This window comes from Streptomyces sp. NPDC043427 (assembly GCF_056436655.1).
Window position 1 is genome coordinate 142,384 of record NZ_JBWKCC010000004.1, and the last position, 17,749, is coordinate 160,132.

Sequence of the window (17,749 nt, forward strand, 5' to 3'; positions counted from 1 at the left end):
AGGGCAACCTTGACGGGGTCCGGACAGATCCGCCGAGTCAAGACAGTGTCCTAACGACACGTCACTCGGTTAGATGAGTGTGGACACCAGAACACCCCGCACACCCACGGGGGACCGCTCGTCGGGATACGACGACGCTCCCGCGCTGAGCATGGTGAAGGTGCCGAGCGATCCGGCGCAGGTCATCGTCAATCACGCGAGCTTCCGCGTGCAGTTGGGCGCATCGACCCGGCGCGGCGGACCATCCCAGCGGATCGCACGGCACCTGAGCGCCACCCAGGACACCGCCCGCATGCCCGTCGTCGGCACGACGAGCAGAGCGGGCGCGGCCGACAGCACGCGCCGCCGCCCCGTCGTCTGGAGCGGCAGGTCCGCCCCCGACGACACCGGCGCCCACCGGCTGCTCCAAGCCGTGCGGGCCGGCAGCGTCAGCCATGACCAACCCACCACCGACGCCGGAGCCACCCAGGTCATCCCCCGCGTCGACACCCACGGCGGCTACCCCGACGACGGCTACGCCGACCTCGACCAGACCGTCGCAACCCCCGTCGTCGGCGCCCAACGCACCTACGGCTCCGGCGACACCTCGCTCCTGCCGAACATGCGCACCACCGGCAGCGCCTACGGCGAACCCCCCTACACCGCCTCGCAGTTCGACACCCGCGAGGAAACCGACGAGGCGGACACCCGCCCCCGGCCGCACGGCAGACGCCAGAGCGACGACCCCGCCCGGCACGCCTACTACCCCGGCCGCCGTATGAACCTCGGCGTGGTCCTGCTCCCGCTGCGGGTCCTGCTCGGCTTCATCTCCATCTACGCCGGCATGAGCAAACTGTGCGACCCCGTCTACTTCGACGGCGGCAAACGCGGCTCCATGGTGAAGTGGCTCAACACCCTCCACCCCTGGGAAGTCGCCGAACCCCTCCGCCAGTTCGCCTTCCACCACCCCGTCGGCTCCGGCCTCGTCCTCGCCTTCCTCCAGGTCATCGTCGGCGTCCTCACCGTCCTGGGCTGCTGGCAGCGCGTCGCCGCCATCGGCGGAGCCCTGCTCTCCGCCGCCCTCATCGTCACCGTCAGCTGGAAGACCGTCCCGGTCTACGAGACCCCCGACTTCATCTACCTCGCCGCCTGGTCCCCCCTGATCATCGCCGGCGCCCCCGTCTACTCCATCGACGGCCGCCTCGCCGCCGGAGCCTGGCGCCGCCTCGGCCCCCGCTCCGACCTCTGGGAACTCCGCCGCTACGTCCTGCGCCGCGGCGCCCTCGTCACCACCGTCGTCACCGGCCTCACTCTCCTCGTCGGCTCTCTCCTCGGCGGCGCCGTCCGTGACGCCGACCGCATCGTCGTCCCCCGCCCCGGCGAAGCCCCCCGCAACGAACAGCCCGGCTCCCCGCTCCCACAGGACCCCGCCGAGCGCGAACAGCGCCAGAGCCCGTCCGCGTCCACCTCACCCACCCAGGGCGCCACCGCGGGCACCACGCCTTCCGACGCCGCCACCACCCCTGGCGCCACCCGCGACACCGGCACCGCCACCGGCGGCACCCCCAGCGAAACCCAGGGCACCACCGGCCAGGCCCCGCCCCAGCAGACCACCCCCGCCGGTCAGGCCCCCAGCACCACCTCCGGCCCCACCTCCGGAGGCACCGCCACCGGCGGCCCGTCGGGCGGCTCCAGCGGCTCCGGCGGCAGCTCCTCCTCGGGCCAGTCCGGCCTCGTAGGCGGCCTGTTGGGGTAACCGAGCCGGTGGGCGGGATGCTGGGCACGCCTGCCGGCTGAACACCCCGGCCCACACGACGAAGGGTCCCGCACGATGATGTGCGGGACCCTTCGACGTACGGTGCGTGCGGCGCGCCCCTTCAAGGACGCGGCCCTCAACGCCCCAAAGCAGCCAGCTCCTTCGCCGCCTCCGTCAAATCCTTCGCCGTGTCGATCGCACGCCAATACGCGCCCTGCGGAAGCGGAAAGCCGGCCAGTCGCCGCTCACGGGCCAGATGCGGAAACGTCGTCCGCTCATGGTCCCCCCGCTCCGGCAGAAGCCCCGAGAACTCGGGGGAGAAGACATACACACCCGCGTTGATCTCGAACGTCGACGGCGGCGCCTCGATGAAGTCCGTGATGTGCCCGAACCCGTCCGTCTTCACCGCACCCCACGGAATGCGCGGCCGTGCCAACGCCAGGGTCGCGACCGCATCGCGCTCGGTGTGGAAGTCCGCCATCTCGCGCAGCGAGAAACGCGTCCAGATGTCGCCGTTGGTGGCGTACCAGGGCCGGTCCGGATGCGGAAGATGCCCGGCCGCGTACTTCAGACCACCACCGCGGCCCAGCGGCTCCGTCTCGACGACCGTCGAGACCGACACCGGCAGCTCGGCCGCCTCGAGCCACTTCTGCAGGACACCGGCGAGATGACCGCACGAGACCACCACATCGGTCACGCCCTCCTCGGCGAGCCAGGTGATCTGATGACCGATGATCGGCGTCCCCGTACCGGGGATCTCGACCATCGGCTTGGGCCGGTCGTCAGTGTAGGGACGCAGCCGCGACCCCTGGCCACCGGCCAGGATCACGGCTTGCGTGGGGCGGGACGCCACGTGCGGATCGGTCATGACCGAACTGTACGTGGCGCCCCGCCCGGGACTGCGCCTGTACGCGTGCTCAGACGTGCGCGGCCGCCACCCCCGTCGCGAAGGACGTGTCACAGACCGGCCGGGCGAACGACTGCGCCCGAGTCGGCCCGTACACACGGACCGCGGCCCGGCCGAGGGCACGGGCGATGGAGACGCAGTGCTCGGCCAGCGACGGACGCTCGTTCACCGCTTCCTGGAGGTGGGTCAGAGCGACACCCGGGTCCTTCTCCTGCAACTCGGTCAGGAGCTGGTCGCGCAGCACGTCCTCAGGGGCGCGCGGGGCGGAGCGGGAGGTGCGGTCCGGGGCGGAGACGTCGGAGGCGGTGAGCACCGAGTCCGAGGGGTTCCCCGACCAGTTGACCCGGGTGACCGCGAGGGTCCCCGAGAGCACCAGGACGACGGGCAGGACGAGGGCGAGGGAGCGGCCGATCCGGCGGGCGGGGCCCCGGCCGCGTCGCGGCAGCTGAGTGGTGGAGTGCTTCACGGAGTGCTTCACGCGAGTGAGGGTAGCGCCCGGTAGTGTTTCGAAGACATTCAGTCACCGATACGGGTGATGAGAGCGTCCCTCTTTCTAGGTACGGGGTTGACGCACGCCGCTCGAAATGACCGGTCTGCCGGGGTATTTGTCGCGCAACGGAAAAGGCCCCGCAGCAGCCTGCGGGGCCCTCTTCGTCAACCCGGGTGAATTCACCCGGGGTTGTACCGCTCGAAGCGTGACGCGTCAGTCGGAGAGACGCGCGCCCGTGGACGTCGAGAACACGTGGGTCTCACCGGCGCGCGGCACGACGTGCAGCGTGCTGCCCTTCTCCGGCACGTCACGGCCGCTGACACGGACGACGAGGTCCTTGGAGTCGGCGCCGACCTTGGCGGTGCCGTAGACGTACGCGTCGGCACCCAGCTCCTCGACCACGTTCACGGTCACCGCGAGGCCCAGCTCCGCGTCGGCACCGGCCACGTCGAAGTGCTCAGGGCGGACACCGACCGTGACGGTCTTGTCGGTGGCGGCGGAGAGCGCGTCACGCTGCACCGGAACGACCGACTTGCCGAACTTCACACCGCCGTCGGCGATCGGGACCTCGACCAGGTTCATGGCCGGGGAACCGATGAAGCCGGCGACGAAGAGGTTCGCGGGCTTGTCGTACATGTTGCGCGGGGTGTCGATCTGCTGGAGCAGACCGTCCTTGAGGACCGCCACACGGTCGCCCATCGTCATGGCCTCGACCTGGTCGTGGGTGACGTAGACGGTGGTGATGCCGAGACGGCGCTGCAGCGACGCGATCTGCGTACGCGTCGAGACACGGAGCTTGGCGTCCAGGTTGGACAGCGGCTCGTCCATGAGGAACACCTGCGGCTCACGCACGATCGCGCGACCCATGGCGACACGCTGACGCTGACCACCGGAGAGCGCCTTCGGCTTGCGGTCCAGGTACTCGGTCAGGTCGAGGATCTTCGCGGCCTCCTCGACCTTCTGCCGGATCTCCGCCTTGTTCACACCGGCGATCTTGAGCGCGAAGCCCATGTTGTCGGCGACCGTCATGTGCGGGTACAGCGCGTAGTTCTGGAACACCATGGCGATGTCCCGGTCCTTCGGCGGCAGGTGCGTGACGTCACGGTCACCGATACGGATCGCGCCGGCGTTCACGTCCTCGAGCCCGGCGAGCATGCGGAGCGAGGTCGACTTACCGCAGCCGGACGGGCCGACCAGAACGAGGAACTCCCCGTCCTCGATCTCGATGTCGAGCGCGTCTACGGCGGGCTTCGTGGAACCCGGGTAGACCCGGGTCGCCTTGTCGAACGAGACAGTGGCCATGGTGAATGGGCCCCCTTCTACCGGCAGGAACGTGCCGGACGATCCGTTGTAGGAAGGTGGTGAGCCTCGGCGGACAGCCCGCCGTGGTGTAGTCCACACACGTGAACTGGGTCAGGACGGTACCTGGCGATCGCGCGTGTGTCAGTAGTTGTGGGGCTGTGAACTTCGCGGAAATTTTCGAGAGGGGCAGAGCAACGCACTTTTGACCTGCATCGCTTCCTGCTTCATCACACACCGCCACCCGCACAGGGCCCTGGCGAGCCTTGTCCGAACGGTCTTACACGCGCTCCACAGGCATTCCGGCCGACGGCCCGTCGGCCCGAAACGCACTAGGGCCTCTCGTTTGGATCATGCCGGGCTCGCGGGGTCCGGCCTGATCCAACCGAAAGACCCTAGCCGCCTACGCAGCCGACAAACACTTCTCCAGCTCCGACGCCTTGATCATCACCGGTGCCTTCTTCCCCGGCGGCAGACCGGCCGCCACCAGCCAGTACAGCCGCATCCCCTCGTCTCGGAGATTCACGGCCGCGTTCACATCCCGGTCATGGACCACACCGCATTCGGCGCATGTCCACTGCCGGACCGAGACATCCATATGCGGCCCCTTCACGTGACATGCCGAGCATCGCCGGGTCGACGGGAAGAAGCGGTCGACGATCACCAGAGTCCGGCCGTACCACTCGCACTTGTAGCGCAGCTGGCGCAGCAGTTCGCCCCACGAGGCATCGCGGATTGCCTCGTTCAGCTTCGCTTTTCGCCGCCTTCCGCTTGATGTGCTCGGCTTCCTCGCCGACCACGGCTTCCGGCTTCGGCTTCTCCGCCGACTCCCCCATGTCCTCGACGGTCCGATCTTCGGAACAGCACGTCAGACCGATCAACGAACGGGTGCACGGATGGTTACGCACAGTCTTTGAGGTCGTGTGAAGGTGAAACTTCGTGGCCTGGGAGAACGGGCGCTGTGTACAGTGGAGCCGCCTTCGCGCGCGGCGTTGTGGTGCGTGGTGCCTCCTTAGCTCAGTCCGGCCCAGAGCAGCTGTCTTGTAAACAGCAGGTCGTCGGTTCGAATCCGACAGGGGGCTCAACAGGAAAGCCCAGGTCAGATGTCTTCTGACCTGGGCTTTTTTGTTTCCGCTAGCAGTGCCTCGGCGAACCGTTCCGCGTGCAGCACCCGAAACGGCCTGCTGTGATACGGCCGTGTCGTCGGATCGACCGGCGCGGTCAGCCCGAGCTGGTTGTGCAGTGCGCCCACCGCCTCGTACGCCTCACCAAGGTGCCGCTCCCGCGTCCGCCAGTCCGTGGCCGCCAGGGCCGCCGTCAGCACCGGAGTGAGGCGGCGGCCCGTCGGGGTCCGGGTGAAGGCGGTGCCCAGCCACTTGCTGTAGGGCGGGTAGCGGCGGTCCATGAGGAGGCACAGGCGCATCAGGTCGCGGGTCAGGCGGGCGGCGACCACGGCGGAGCCCAGTTCGTCGCCGACCTCGCCGCAGCGGCCGACGAACGCTTCTTCGTCGGAGACGCTCTGCCAGTGGCGGGCCAGGACCTGGAGCCAGACGTCGTGGGGGTACCAGCGGAGCGTTGTGCGGATGGGGGTGAGTGCGCCCAGGCCGTCGTGGAAGACCGCGCCCGAGGTGAGCTCGGCCAGGCGTTGGGTGGAGGTGGTGAGCCAGTGCTCCGTGGTGATCTCGGCCGTCGGGTCGAAGCCGAGCTGAGCCGTGAACCATGAGGTCGCGTCGGTGATCTCGACGCGGTGGTGGACCGGGCCGTCGGTCATCGCCATGACGCGGATGTCCTTGACCGGGTCCTCGCCCGTCGCCGCAAAGTGCGTCGGGTGGCCGAGGAAGGTCTTCGGGAGGCGTTCGGAGAGGAGGGTGTTCAGCCGGCTCCCGTGCTCGCGGGCGTCGTCCGGGTGGAGGTAGAGCTGGAGGCGTGGGCCCCATTCGTGGTCGGCGGAGCGGGATGTGTCGTAGCCGAGGACTTCGGAGCCGGGGCCGAGGCGGGCGGCCGAGTGGGGGGTGTGGGGGAGGGCCGCGTCGAGGAGGGGGCGTACGGCTTCGAGGTAGAAGCGGCGGGAGAGTTCGAGGCCGGGGAGGAAGGGGGGTGGTGTGGTCATGGGGCTCCTAGGGTCTTGAGTGCTTGGTCCGTGAGGCGGTACACCGTCCATTCGTCCTGCGGACGCGCCCCCAGCGCCTCGTAGAAGTCGATCGCCGGGCGGTTCCAGTTCAGGACGGACCACTCCAGGCGCTCGTAGCCGCGCTGCACGCAGATGCGGGCGAGTTCCGTCAGGAGGGCCTTGCCGTGGCCGCCGCCGCGGGCCTCGGGGCGGACGTAGAGGTCTTCGAGGTAGATGCCGTGGACGCCGCGCCACGTCGAGAAGTTGAGGAACCACAGGGCGAAGCCGACCGCCTCGCCGGTGGAGTCGTCGGTGGCGATGTGGGCGTAGGCGGCGGGATGGTCGCCGAAGAGGGCGTCGTGGAGCTGCTCCGGGGTCGCCTTCGCCTCGTGAGGGGCCTTCTCGTAGTCGGCCAGCTCGCGGATGAGGGTGTGGAGGGTGGGGACGTCGGCGGGGGTCGCGGTGCGGATCATTCCGGGAGACTAACCGTGCCGCAGGCAGCGGACGATCTCGAGGTGTTCCTCGTCCAGTTCGCGACCGTCCTCGATGTCCCAGAGGCAGTTCTGCAGCAGTCGGCCGAGGGTCCACGCCCGTGCCCGTTCGCGGTCCAGGGCGAGTACGTCGGTCATGGCGTCGAAACGCCAGAGGATGTCGTCGGCGTCGAAGCGGTTGGCGAGGGCGGGCCAGAGTTCGAAGCCGGGGTCCCCGGCGAGGGGTTTGGGGTCGATGGCGAGCCAGGGGGCGCGGTCGGAGACGAGGACGTTCTCGTCGTGCAGGTCCCAGTGCAGGAGGCGGTCGCCGGGTTCGTGGACGACCTCGCGTACGGCGGCCGCGCAGTCGGCGATCAGGCGTCGGGCCTCCGGGGCGGGGACGCGGTCGAGGGCTGAGGGGGTCTGCTCCAGCATCGCGTGGGCGATGTCGCCGAGGCGGCGCATTCCCGGCGGTGCCGGGAACGACGTCAGGTGGGCCAGCAGGCGGGCGATGACGAGGACGCCCTCGTGGACGTCCGGCAGGTGGGAGAGCATGCGGGTCGCATCGAGGCGTTCGAGGAGCATCGTGCCCGTCGGCTCGTCGAGTCGCAGCAGCCGCACCGCCCCGTCGCCGTCCCACAGGCGCAGCGCGACCGGCTCCCCCTCGCTCTCCTCGTCCAGGAGTTGCAGCTTGAGCACGGCCCGGGTGCCGTCGGCGGCGGAGACGACCGGCAGGACCAGAGCGGACACGCCATGCATCGCCGGACCGTCGAGCCGCAGCTCCCAGCTGTCGAGAAAGCCGGCCGCCAGTTCCGGCAGCCCCGCGACGAACGCGCGTCCCGCCTCACCGTTGTACTTCTCCTGTGCCTCCGCCAGCCCGCCCGGAATGTCAATCACGGGCCGGACGATACTGGCGTGCGTGAATCGGCTCATGCGAATTTCCGCGGGCCTGTACCGGGTCGTGGCGTACGTCCGCGGCGCCCCCGGAACGTACGTGTGGCTGGGAATGCTGTTCGTGACCACCGTGGCCGTGCACCACATGTCGCCGGAGTTCGAGCACGAGTTCCTGCGGGAGCGGTCGACGAACATCAGCGGGCTGTCGCAGAACCCGCTACGCGTGCTGTTCGCGAGCGCGATGCTGATCGACGGCGGGATCTGGCTGCCGTACGTCGTGCTCTACAGCCTCTTTCACGCGCCGGCGGAACGCTGGTTGGGCACGGTGCGCTGGCTGGTGGTGTGTCTGGCCGCGCACATCCTGGCGACGCTCATCAGCGAGGGCGCGGTGCTGCTGGCGATCTGGGAGGGCCGGGCACCGTTCTCGTCGGTCGACGCCCTCGACATCGGCGTCAGTTATGCCCTCGCCGGGATCATGGGCGTCCTGACGTACCGCATCGCGATGCCGTGGCGGCTGGCCCATCTCGCGGGTGTGTTCGCGGTGTACGCGGTGCCGCTGGCCGTGAGTGGGACCTTCACCGACTTCGGACATGTCACCGCCCTGCTGATCGGTCTGGCCTGCCATCCGCTGACGCGGGGCCGTGGAGAACCGTGGAATCCGAAGGAGACACTGCGCACGCTCAGGGATGGCGTCCGCCCATGAGTTCGGGTGGCGCAGCGGCACCGAGGTGCGCGTGCCTGATGTGTGAGGGGGGGCGCCGCGCCCTTCGTCTCAGGCCACTGATTCCGGTACCGCCGGCTCCGCGGGCGCCCCGTGCTTCGGGGGCTTCGTCGTGACCATGAGGCCTGCGATGAGGCCGGCGAGGAGCATGATGGCGGCCGCCCAGGCGATGGCGACGGTGTAGCCGTGGACGATGCCTTCGCGGGTGATGAGGGCTTTCTGGGTGGGGTCGGTGAGGTGGGTGGTGATGTAGGTGGCGCTGCTGGTGGTGGCGATGGTGTTGAGCAGGGCTGTGCCGATGGAGCCGCCGACTTGTTGGGAGGTGTTGACGGTGGCGGAGGTGACGCCGGAGTCCTGGGGGGCGACTCCTGCGGTGGCGGTGGCGAAGACGGGCATGAAGGTGAGGCCCATGCCGAGGCCCACGAGGAGAAGGGCGGGGAGTATTTCGGTGGTGTAGGAGGAGTCGACGGTCATCCGGGTGAGGATGAGCATGCCGCCGGCGGCGAGGATCATGCCAGGGACCATGAGCATGCGGGGGGCGACGCGTGGCAGGAGGCGGGCGGAGATCTGGGTGGAGCCGATGATGATGGCGGCGGTGAGCGGGAGGAAGGCGAGGCCTGTTCTGACGGGGGAGTAGCCGAGGATGACCTGGAGGTAGTAGGTCATGAAGAGGAACAGGCCGAACATGCCGATGACGGCGAGGGCCATGGTGAGGAAGCAGCCGGCGCGGTTGCGGTCCTTGATGATGTGCAGGGGGAGCAGGGGCATGGGTGCCCTGCTCTGCCACCAGACGAAGGTGGCGAGGAGTGCGACTCCTGCGGCGAGGAGGCCGAGGACGAGGGGGTCGCTCCAGCCTCGGGGTTCGGCTTCGCTGAAGCCGTAGACGATGGCGACGAGTCCGCCGCAGCCGAGGAGGGCGCCGGGTACGTCGAGGCGGGCGCCGGGGTGGCCGGGGCGGTCGTGGAGGAGGGCGAAGGCGCCGAGGACGGCGGCGATGGCGATGGGGACGTTGACGTAGAGGCACCAGCGCCAGTTGAGGTATTCGGTGAGCAGGCCGCCGACGATGAAGCCGATCGCGGCGCCGCTGCCGGCGAGGGCGCCGTAGATGCCGAAGGCTTTGCCGCGTTCCTTGGGGTCGGTGAAGGTGGTGGTGAGGAGGCTGAGGGCGGAGGGGGCGAGGACGGCGGCGAAGACGCCCTGGAGGGCGCGGGCGCCGAAGAGCATGCCGTCGGTGGTGGCGGCGCCGCCGAGTGCGGAGGCGGCGGCGAAGCCGATGAGGCCGATGACGAAGGTGCGTTTGCGGCCGGCGAGGTCGGCGATGCGTCCGCCGAGGAGGAGCAGGCCGCCGAAGGCGAGGGTGTAGGCGGTGATGACCCACTGGCGGTTGCCGTCGGACATGCCGAGGTCGGCCTGGGCGGAGGGGAGGGCGATGTTCACGATGGTCGCGTCGAGGACGACCATCAGCTGGGCGAGGGCGATGACGACCAGGCCCCACCAGCGGCGGGGGTCGGCATCGGTCGCCGGGCCGGGTTCACCTGATCGGGCGACACTCATCCGGCCAGAAGACCATGAATCGGGGTGTATTGCATCCCCGGGTTTCTTGTGCCTGGTCATGGCTCCAGTACCACCTTTCCGATCGTCGCGCGGGTCTGAAGGGCCCGGTGTGCGGCGGCTGCCTCGGCGAGGGGGAAGCGGTGTACGGCCGGGGTGAGGCGGCCGGCGGCGGCTTCGGTGAGGGCGCGTAGTTCGAGGGTGCGCAGGGGGCTGGGGCCACCCGCCTTGCGCATCATCACGGGGCCGAGGACCTGCTCGGAGACGCCTTCCACGAAGTGGCGGGTGCTGTCGTGCAGGCCTTGGCCCGACCAGCCGAAGACGAGGTGCTGTCCGCCGGGGCCGAGGAGGGCGACGGCCTCCGGGGTGATGTCGCCGCCGACGCCGTCGAAGACGACGGTGGCGGGCCTGCCGCCGAGGTGGGCGCGGACCTTTGCGGGCCAGGTGGGGTCGTTGTAGTCGACGGCGAGGTCGGCGCCGTTCGCCTGGACGCGGGCGACCTTCTCGGGGCCTCCGGCGAGGCCGATGACGGTGGCGCCGGCGTTCTTCGCGTACTGGACGAGGAGGGTGCCGATGCCGCCCGCGGCCGCCGGGACGACGGCCACCGAGTCGGGGCCGAGCTCGGTGAACTGCACGATTCCCATCGTCGTACGGCCTGTGCCGATCATGGCGACGGCCTGGGCGTCGTCGAGGTCGGCGGGGGTCTCGTGGACGCGGTCGACATCGGTGACGGCCAGTTCGGCGTAGCCGCCGGGGGCGAAGCCCAGGTGGGCGACGACGCGCTTGCCGAGCCAGAGGGCGGCGACGCCCTCGCCGAGGGATTCGACGGTGCCGGCGACCTCGCGACCGGGGATGGTGGGGAGGGCGGGCAGCTCGGGCAGGGGGCCCTGTATGCCTTCGCGTACGGCGGTGTCCAGGAGGTGGACTCCGGCCGCTTCGACGGCGATACGGACCTGGCCCGGGCCCGGCTGCGGGTCCTCGACCTCCTCGTGGGTGAGGTTCTCGGCCGGGCCGAAGGCGTGCAGGCGGATGGCGCGCATGTGGGGCTCCCCCGGTGCGTTGGATCTCTCGTCCGTTCGCGGAGCTCATGTCCGTTGGCGGATCTCTTGCCGAGCCCCCACTCTTCAACCTCAAGCTTGCTTGAGGTCAAGGGTGTGCCGGCCCAGTGCCAGGGACACGGCTGTGAGGGCGCTGTTGAAGGACACCTCGGACAGCACGCCGGGGGCGGCGACCTGGTCGCCGACGAGGTAGACGCCGTCGCCGCGGTCCACGGCCGGACGGTCGCGCCAGCTGGTGCCGGGCAGGTCGAGGGCGCCGGTGCGGCCGTCCGCGGTGGCCTCGCGCCGCCAGGTGACGCGGCCCCGCCAGCCGTCGAAGGCCAGGTCGAGGAGTTGCTCGGCGCGGGCGACGCCGTCGGCCTTCGTCTCGTGCGGGGCGAGGGGGATCTGCCCCTGGACGAGCTGTTCGCCGGCCGGGGCGAGGGAGCGGTCCTGGGCGGTGAACCGTTCGAGCCAGCCGGTCCGGTCCAGGTCGGACACGGCGAAGGCGTCGCCGCGCCGGGTCCGCAGGGCGAGGTCGACGAGGGCGGTGCGGCCGCTCGGCCAGGTCAGGGAGTCGTCCCCCAGGAGGCGGCGGGCGGCGGCGAGGGAGGTGGCGACGACGACGGGCGTGTCGGTCGGGAGGGCGTCGACGCGGGAGAGGGTCTCGATGCGTACGCCGAGGTTCCAGGCGCGGGAGGCCATCCGGTCGATCATGCTTGCCCAGCCGCCGCGCGGGTAGTGCGCCTCGGGCGGGAGCTTGGTGGCGCGACGCAGGCGTTCCTGCACGAACGCGGCGGACAGGGCGCCGGGGTCGTGGTGGAAGAGGGCGACGGCGGAGTAGTGGGAGGCGGCGAGGGCACCTTCCTCGCCGGCCTGTCGGGTGGCCCAGGTCATGAAGTCGACGTCGACGGGGGCCTGTCGGGCGGTGTGGCGCAGCAGTTTCAGCATCGCGAAGGGCGGGGTGCGGCGCAGGACGCCCTTGTGGCGCAGTCGTATCCGGGCGGCTTCCAGGGGCGGGATCGGGGCGAGCGGGCCGATGAGGTCGCGCTGCTTGAGCCAGGCCCAGTGGGGGCCGCCGTTGTAGAGGGCGTGCGGGCCGTCGTTCGTGCGGTACGGGCCCTCGGCGGTGCGTGCTCGTCCGCCGAGGGTGTGGTGGGCCTCGTGGATGGTGACCTTGGCGCCCGCCTCGGCGGCTGTGATGGCCGCGGTGAGTCCGGCGAAGCCGCCGCCGATGACGGTGATGCGGTGCATGGCTGGGGGTCTCCCTCTGCTCGTCGGGGTCGCCTTTCTGTGCATGCGACTGATGGACGCCTCGGAATGTGACATCGGGGTGTGGTCGGATGGTGTATGCGCAGGTCAGGGGGATTGTCAGTGGTGGGGTGCAGCATGGGGGCATGGTGAGGCGAGCGGCGGCCGGCGGGGCCGGTCCGAAGGGGGCGCGGCGGCCGGAGGTGCGGTTGCCGCGACTGGAGGAGTACGGCGGGGGGCTGGAGCCCGACGGGGATTACGACGGCGTGGAGTTCCGTGAGGCGGACCTGGCCCGTCAGGACGGCGCGGGCGCGCGGTTCATGGACTGCGCGCTGACGGGGTGCGCGCTGGACGAGACCCGGCTGCGTCATGCCCGCGTTCTGGACTCCGTCCTGTCCGGCATACGGGGTGTCGGTACCGATCTCGCCGAGGCGACCCTGCGCGATGTCGAGCTGCTCGACGCTCGGCTGGGCGGGACGCAGTTGCACGGCTCCGTTCTGGAGCGGGTGCTCGTGCGCGGCGGCAAGATCGACTATCTCAACATGCGAAGAGCCAGGCTCCGCGATGTCGTCTTCGAGAACTGCGTCCTGGTCGAGCCGGACTTCGGGGGAGCCCGGCTGGAGCGCGTCGAGTTCGTCGACTGCACCCTCAAGGCGGCGGACTTCAGCGCGGCGACCCTGACGGACGTGGATCTGCGGAGGGCGGCATCGCTGGAGGTCGCTCGGGGCGTGGGCCGCCTCGCGGGGGCGGTGATCAGCACGGCGCAACTACTGGATCTCGCACCGGTGCTGGCGGCGGAGATGGGGATTCGGGTGGAGGGCTGAGGGAGGGCTCTGCGGGGAGCCGAGGGGGCCTAGGGGGCCTAGGGAGCCGAGGGGGCAGGCGGAGCCCAGGCGATCAGGCGATCCTCGGGAAGCGGGCCTGGAGGGTCCAGATGGCCGGGTTCTCGGCCAGGTCGTCGTGGAGGTCGGTCAGGTCGGCGACGAGGTCGTGGAGGAAGTCGCGGGCCTCACGGCGGAGTTCGGCGTGGGAGAAGGTCAGCGGGGGTTCCTCCGCCGGCATCCAGTCGGACTCGATGTCCACCCAGCCGAAGCGGCGCTCGAAGAGGAGGCGGTCGGTGGACTCGGTGAAGTCCAGTTCCGCGTGCTGGGGGCGGGAGGCGCGGGAGCCGGCCGGGTCCCGGTCCAGGCGTTCGACGATGTCGCACAGGGCCCAGGCGAAGTCGAGCACCGGCACCCATCCCCAGGCTGTGGACAATTCCCGGTCCGCCTTGGTGTCGGCGAGGTAGACGTCACCGCAGAACAGGTCGTGGCGCAGGGCGTGGACGTCCGCGCGGCGGTAGTCGGTCTGCGGGGGGTCGGGGAAGCGGTTGGAGAGGGCGTAGCCGATGTCGAGCACGACGACGATGGTGTCACGCCCGGGCGGGCCCAGGACTACGGTCCCCGGGCGGGCCCGGGATAACGATCCCTGCCCAGAGGATCACGTTCCGCCCACATGGGCATGATCCGCGCCCGTAGGATCCTGATCATGTCCCGATCCGCGCGTCTTGTCCCCGCTCTGGCCTCCTCCGCCCTGCTGGCGCTCGCCCTGACCGCGTGCAGCGGTGGCGGCGGTGTCGAGGGCAGCCCCGGCGGCTCCGGCGTCCGCGACCCGTATTTCCCCAAGGCGGGCAACGGTGGGTACGACGTCACGCACTACGACCTGAAGCTCGCCTACGACCCGGACCAGCGCCACCTCACCGGCACGGCCGGCATCACGGCGCGTGCGACCAAGGACCTCTCCGCTTTCGACCTCGACCTCAAGGGCCTGGACGTCGACACGGTCACCGTGGAGGGCAAGGGCGCCCATGTCAGCCGTAGCGGGCAGGAACTGACCGTCCGACCGCACGACGAGCTGGCCGACGGGGAGACCTTCCGGGTGACCGTCCGCTACTCCGGCACCCCGGAGACGATCACGGACCCGGACCACTCGAAGGAGGGCTGGTTGCCGACCGCCGACGGCGCGCTGGCGCTCGGGGAGCCGACCGGGTCGATGGCGTGGTTCCCCGGCAACCACCACCCCTCCGACAAGGCGTCGTACGACATCGCCGTCACGGTGCCGAAGGACCTGCAGGTCGTGTCCAACGGGGAGTTGCAGAGCAAGCAGACCGTCCACGGGCGTACGACCTTCGCCTGGCACACCGCGGAGCCGATGGCGAGCTATGTCGCCATGCTCGCGATCGGCCGTTTCGACATCACCCGCACCACCGTCGGCGAGGACCGTCTGCCGGTGTACACCGCGGTCGACCCCGAGCAGACCGACGCGAGCCGCAAGGTGCTGGCGAAGATCCCCGAGATCATGGAGTGGGCCGCGTACAACTTCGGGCCGTATCCCTTCTCCTCCACCGGCGCGGTCGTCGACCGAGAGCACGACGCCGGGTACGCCCTGGAGACCCAGAACCGGCCCGTCTTCGCCGGCGCCCCCTACACCGAGATCCTCGTCCACGAGCTCGTCCACCAGTGGTTCGGCAACTCGGTCACGCCGAGGAGCTGGCGGGACATGTGGCTCAACGAGGGCTTCGCGACGTACGCGGAGTGGCTGTGGCAGGAGGACAACGGCGGGGACAGCGCGCAGGAGATCTTCGACGCGCTCTACCGGGGCGACTACGACGACGAGGAGGCCGGGAAGGCGATCTGGGCGTTCTCGCCCGCGAAGCCGCCGAGCGCCGAGCACATCTCCGACAACCTTGTCTACCAGCGTGGCGCCATGGTCATCCACAAGATCCGGCAGACGGTCGGCGACGACGCCTTCTACGACATCGTCCAGGGTTGGGCGGCAGCCCACCGCCACGGCAACGCCGACACCGACGACTTCACGGCGTACGTCGAGAAGAAGGCCCCCGACAAGGACTTCGACGCCATCTGGGAGGACTGGCTGTACGGCGAGGGGAAGCCGGACCGCCCGTAGGCCGTGCCGCCGGCGAGGGCGCCGAGGCCGGTGGCGGCGAGGTCCGTCCACTCCATGCCGGTCAGACCGCGCCCGTTTCGTATCGCTCGTCCAGCAGTCGTCCCAGTCCGGGCGGCCACACCGGTTCGGCCTCCGCGATGAGTTCCTCGCGGGTCCACCAGCGCCAGGTGAGGATGCCGTCGTCGGGGTGGGTGGCCACGGCGGGGCCGGTCGGTTCGCGGTGGGGGCCGTGGGTGACGTAGATGTGCTCGTGCTGGCGGACGGGGGTGTCGAAGCGGGTGAAGTCGTGTTCCCAGGTGCACAGGAGGGGGCCGGGCTCCAGGTCGGTCCAGCCGGTCTCCTCGCGCAGTTCGCGCAGGGCGCCCTCGCGTGGGGTCTCGTCCGCGTCGAGGCCGCCGCCGGGGAGGGCCCAGTGGAGGCCGACCTCCGGGTTGTCGTACCGGAAGAGGAAGACCGAGGCGTCGGGGTCGAGCACGGCGACGCGGGCCGCGCGGCGCGGGGTGCGCAGCTTTTTGCGCAGGACGGCGCAGGGGCGGCCGTGTTGAAGGTCGGGGCGTCGGTCGAGGAGTTCGTAGCCGAGGGCCGTCCAGAAGGCGAGGCCGTCGGGGTTGGCATCGAGGACGGCGAGGCGTATCGCGGTGCGGCCCGTGGCGCGGAAGCGGTCCTCGAGGCGCTGCGCGATACGGCGGCCGTGTCCGCGTCGCCGCACCGCCGCGTCCACCATCACCAGGCCGATCCACGGGTCTGGGTCGGCCGGGTCGGGGTGGTGCGCGAGTGTGACCGCGATCCCCACGAGCTGTCCCGCCTCGTGCGCGAGCAGCACTTCCGCGTCCGGATGCGCCAACTCCCCCTCCAACGCGGCCGCCACCTGCTCCGGCCGGATGTCGTCCGGGTCCGGGAAGTCGCCGCTGCGGGTGTGGAACTCGCGGTTCGACGCGTAGAGGGCGGTGAGTTCGGCGAGGAGAGGGGGCGGGACGGGAAGGGCGAGGGGCGTGAGGATCACGCCCGGCAACCTATCGCGGGCACGGCGGAGCCCCCGGCGCTTTTCTCGCGGCCGGGGGCTCCGTCAGAACGTGGGCGTCGCTCAGGCGTCAGCCGTCGCTCAGACGTTCACGCCGAAGTCCTGGGCGATGCCGACGAGGCCGGAGGCGTAGCCCTGGCCGACGGCGCGGAACTTCCACTCGGCGCCGTTGCGGTAGAGCTCGCCGAAGACCATGGCCGTCTCGGTGGCCGCGTCCTCCGACAGGTCGTAGCGCGCGATCTCGGCGCCGCCGGCCTGGTTGATGATGCGGATGTAGGCGTTGCGGACCTGGCCGAAGTTCTGCGAGCGGTTCTCCGCGTCGTAGATCGAGACCGGGAAGACGATCTTGTCGATGTCGGCCGGGAGGGCGGCGAGGTTGACGTTGATCGCCTCGTCGTCGCCGGCGCCCTCACCGGTGCGGTTGTCACCGGTGTGGACAATCGTGTTGTCCGGGGTCTGCTTGTTGTTGAAGAAGACGAAGTGGGCGTCGGAGTAGACCTTGCCCTGCGGGTTGACCGCGATCGCGGAGGCGTCGAGGTCGAAGTCCGTACCGGTGGTCGTGCGGACGTCCCAGCCGAGGCCCACGGTGACGGCGGTCAGGCCCGGAGCCTCCTTGGTGAGCGAGACGTTGCCACCCTTGGACAGGCTTACAGCCATGGTTGGGAGTCCTTTCCCTCGTTTACGTACGGCAGTACCGCAGTACGGCATGAAGCTACAGCTACCCGTATCAACGCAGCGAGGGGCGCCCAGGGTTCCAGGCGCTTTACTTTCTTTACCTCGGATATTCGAGTGACGTGGACCGGACAGAACAGGGAACATGGACGGCATGTCCGGTCCGTACCTGATCCGCGGCTCCGTCTCCCTGCCCGAGGCCGAGCTCCTGTGGCGTTTCTCGCGGTCGTCCGGGCCGGGAGGCCAGCATGTGAACACCTCGGACTCGCAGGTCGAGCTGCGGTTCGACCTGGCGGCGACCGAGGCGCTGCCCGAGGTCTGGAAGCAGCGGGCACTGGAGCGGCTGGCCGGTCGCCTCGTCGACGGGGTCGTCAGCGTCCGCGCCTCCGAGCACCGGTCCCAGTGGCGCAACCGTGAGACCGCCGCCGTCCGCCTGGCCGCGCTCCTCGCCGAGGCGACGGCTCCGCCGCCCAAGCCGCGCAGGCCGACCCGGATCCCCCGCGGGATCAACGAGCGGCGGCTGCGGGAGAAGAAGCAGCGCTCGGACACGAAGCGGGGGCGGTCGGGGCAGGGCTGGTCCTGAGTTCCCGTAGAAACCCGAGCCCGAGCTCCCGTGAAGCCTGACCACGGTGGTGTCACGTTCCT

Annotated in this window: 18 protein-coding genes, 1 tRNA gene and 1 pseudogene; 6 read left to right on the plus strand and 14 right to left on the minus strand. The window is 70.3% G+C overall.

Translation table 11 applies throughout. From position 1 onward, the window contains the following. The first annotated feature begins 73 nt into the window (after positions 1-73). Positions 74-1,735, plus strand: coding sequence for a DoxX family protein (locus AC067M_RS10300; protein WP_478696574.1), 1,662 nt, complete (start codon positions 74-76; stop codon positions 1,733-1,735). Positions 1,736-1,871: 136 nt separating this feature from the next. Here AC067M_RS10300 and AC067M_RS10305 read toward each other — a convergent pair whose 3' ends face one another. The 5 genes and pseudogenes from AC067M_RS10305 to AC067M_RS10325 all read right to left on the minus strand — a co-directional run. Beyond that, the gene (locus AC067M_RS10305) at positions 1,872-2,603 is read right to left on the minus strand and encodes a nucleotidyltransferase family protein (protein ID WP_478696575.1); all 732 of its coding nucleotides are present in this window, start codon (positions 2,601-2,603) and stop codon (positions 1,872-1,874) included. 49 nt (positions 2,604-2,652) lie between these two features. After that, the gene (locus AC067M_RS10310; protein WP_478696869.1) at positions 2,653-3,108 is read right to left on the minus strand and encodes a hypothetical protein; all 456 of its coding nucleotides are present in this window, start codon (positions 3,106-3,108) and stop codon (positions 2,653-2,655) included. Positions 3,109-3,345: 237 nt separating this feature from the next. Next, positions 3,346-4,434, minus strand: coding sequence for an ABC transporter ATP-binding protein (locus AC067M_RS10315; protein WP_478696576.1), 1,089 nt, complete (start codon positions 4,432-4,434; stop codon positions 3,346-3,348). A gap of 400 nt (positions 4,435-4,834) precedes the next feature. Then, a complete protein-coding gene (locus AC067M_RS10320) occupies positions 4,835-4,957 on the minus strand; it encodes a hypothetical protein (RefSeq protein ID WP_478696577.1) in 123 nt (40 codons plus the stop codon). Next, a pseudogene (locus AC067M_RS10325) lies at positions 4,958-5,284 on the minus strand (zinc ribbon domain-containing protein); the annotation flags it as partial. It lies immediately after the preceding gene. A 153-nt stretch (positions 5,285-5,437) separates the two neighbouring features. Here AC067M_RS10325 and AC067M_RS10330 point away from each other — a divergent pair. Beyond that, positions 5,438-5,513, plus strand: a tRNA-Thr gene (locus AC067M_RS10330). A 17-nt stretch (positions 5,514-5,530) separates the two neighbouring features. On the opposite strand, the gene AC067M_RS10335 is transcribed toward AC067M_RS10330, so the two are convergent. Genes AC067M_RS10335 through AC067M_RS10345 form a run of 3 tightly spaced genes read right to left on the minus strand, consistent with a single transcriptional unit; the run spans position 5,531 to position 7,944 of the window. Beyond that, complete coding sequence (locus tag AC067M_RS10335; RefSeq protein ID WP_478696578.1) at positions 5,531-6,541, minus strand: DUF4037 domain-containing protein; 1,011 nt, start codon at positions 6,539-6,541, stop codon at positions 5,531-5,533. After that, entirely contained in the window at positions 6,538-7,014 is a 477-nt protein-coding gene (locus AC067M_RS10340; RefSeq protein WP_478696579.1) for an N-acetyltransferase family protein, read from the minus strand. Before AC067M_RS10340 ends, AC067M_RS10335 begins: the two co-directional genes overlap by 4 nt. A gap of 9 nt (positions 7,015-7,023) precedes the next feature. After that, complete coding sequence (locus tag AC067M_RS10345; protein ID WP_478696580.1) at positions 7,024-7,944, minus strand: aminoglycoside phosphotransferase family protein; 921 nt, start codon at positions 7,942-7,944, stop codon at positions 7,024-7,026. Between AC067M_RS10345 and AC067M_RS10350 the strand changes: the two genes are divergently transcribed. Next, a complete protein-coding gene (locus AC067M_RS10350; protein WP_478696581.1) occupies positions 7,943-8,608 on the plus strand; it encodes a rhomboid-like protein in 666 nt (221 codons plus the stop codon). The genes AC067M_RS10345 and AC067M_RS10350 overlap by 2 nt on opposite strands. Positions 8,609-8,677: 69 nt before the next feature. Here AC067M_RS10350 and AC067M_RS10355 read toward each other — a convergent pair whose 3' ends face one another. The 3 genes from AC067M_RS10355 to AC067M_RS10365 all read right to left on the minus strand — a co-directional run bounded on the left by AC067M_RS10355 (position 8,678) and on the right by AC067M_RS10365 (position 12,468). Beyond that, positions 8,678-10,180, minus strand: coding sequence for an MFS transporter (locus AC067M_RS10355; RefSeq protein ID WP_478696582.1), 1,503 nt, complete (start codon positions 10,178-10,180; stop codon positions 8,678-8,680). Positions 10,181-10,236: 56 nt separating this feature from the next. Continuing rightward, positions 10,237-11,217 carry a zinc-binding dehydrogenase gene (locus AC067M_RS10360; protein WP_478696583.1) on the minus strand — a complete coding sequence of 327 codons (981 nt, stop codon included), beginning with the start codon at positions 11,215-11,217 and terminating at the stop codon, positions 10,237-10,239. Between the two features lie 90 nt (positions 11,218-11,307). After that, positions 11,308-12,468: an FAD-dependent oxidoreductase gene (locus AC067M_RS10365; protein WP_478696584.1), complete on the minus strand. Its 1,161-nt coding sequence runs from the start codon at positions 12,466-12,468 to the stop codon at positions 11,308-11,310. A 143-nt stretch (positions 12,469-12,611) separates the two neighbouring features. On the opposite strand from AC067M_RS10365, the gene AC067M_RS10370 reads away from it, so the two are divergent. Beyond that, the gene (locus tag AC067M_RS10370; protein WP_478696585.1) at positions 12,612-13,289 is read left to right on the plus strand and encodes a pentapeptide repeat-containing protein; all 678 of its coding nucleotides are present in this window, start codon (positions 12,612-12,614) and stop codon (positions 13,287-13,289) included. A 73-nt stretch (positions 13,290-13,362) separates the two neighbouring features. Here the strand turns inward: AC067M_RS10370 and AC067M_RS10375 are convergent, their stop codons facing one another. Continuing rightward, positions 13,363-13,863: a hypothetical protein gene (locus AC067M_RS10375; RefSeq protein ID WP_393622258.1), complete on the minus strand. Its 501-nt coding sequence runs from the start codon at positions 13,861-13,863 to the stop codon at positions 13,363-13,365. A gap of 129 nt (positions 13,864-13,992) precedes the next feature. On the opposite strand from AC067M_RS10375, the gene AC067M_RS10380 reads away from it, so the two are divergent. Further along, a complete protein-coding gene (locus AC067M_RS10380) occupies positions 13,993-15,411 on the plus strand; it encodes a M1 family metallopeptidase (RefSeq protein ID WP_478696586.1) in 1,419 nt (472 codons plus the stop codon). A gap of 61 nt (positions 15,412-15,472) precedes the next feature. Here AC067M_RS10380 and AC067M_RS10385 read toward each other — a convergent pair whose 3' ends face one another. Together AC067M_RS10385 and AC067M_RS10390 are read right to left on the minus strand one after the other, a co-directional pair. Then, positions 15,473-16,414 (minus strand): bifunctional GNAT family N-acetyltransferase/NUDIX hydrolase, encoded by a 942-nt coding sequence (locus AC067M_RS10385; protein WP_478696587.1) that lies wholly within the window; start codon positions 16,412-16,414, stop codon positions 15,473-15,475. Between the two features lie 99 nt (positions 16,415-16,513). Further along, a complete protein-coding gene (locus tag AC067M_RS10390; protein ID WP_392002693.1) occupies positions 16,514-17,089 on the minus strand; it encodes a TerD family protein in 576 nt (191 codons plus the stop codon). A gap of 160 nt (positions 17,090-17,249) precedes the next feature. Between AC067M_RS10390 and arfB the strand changes: the two genes are divergently transcribed. Beyond that, positions 17,250-17,687 carry an alternative ribosome rescue aminoacyl-tRNA hydrolase ArfB gene (arfB, locus tag AC067M_RS10395; protein WP_478696588.1) on the plus strand — a complete coding sequence of 146 codons (438 nt, stop codon included), beginning with the start codon at positions 17,250-17,252 and terminating at the stop codon, positions 17,685-17,687. Positions 17,688-17,749 lie beyond the last annotated feature (62 nt).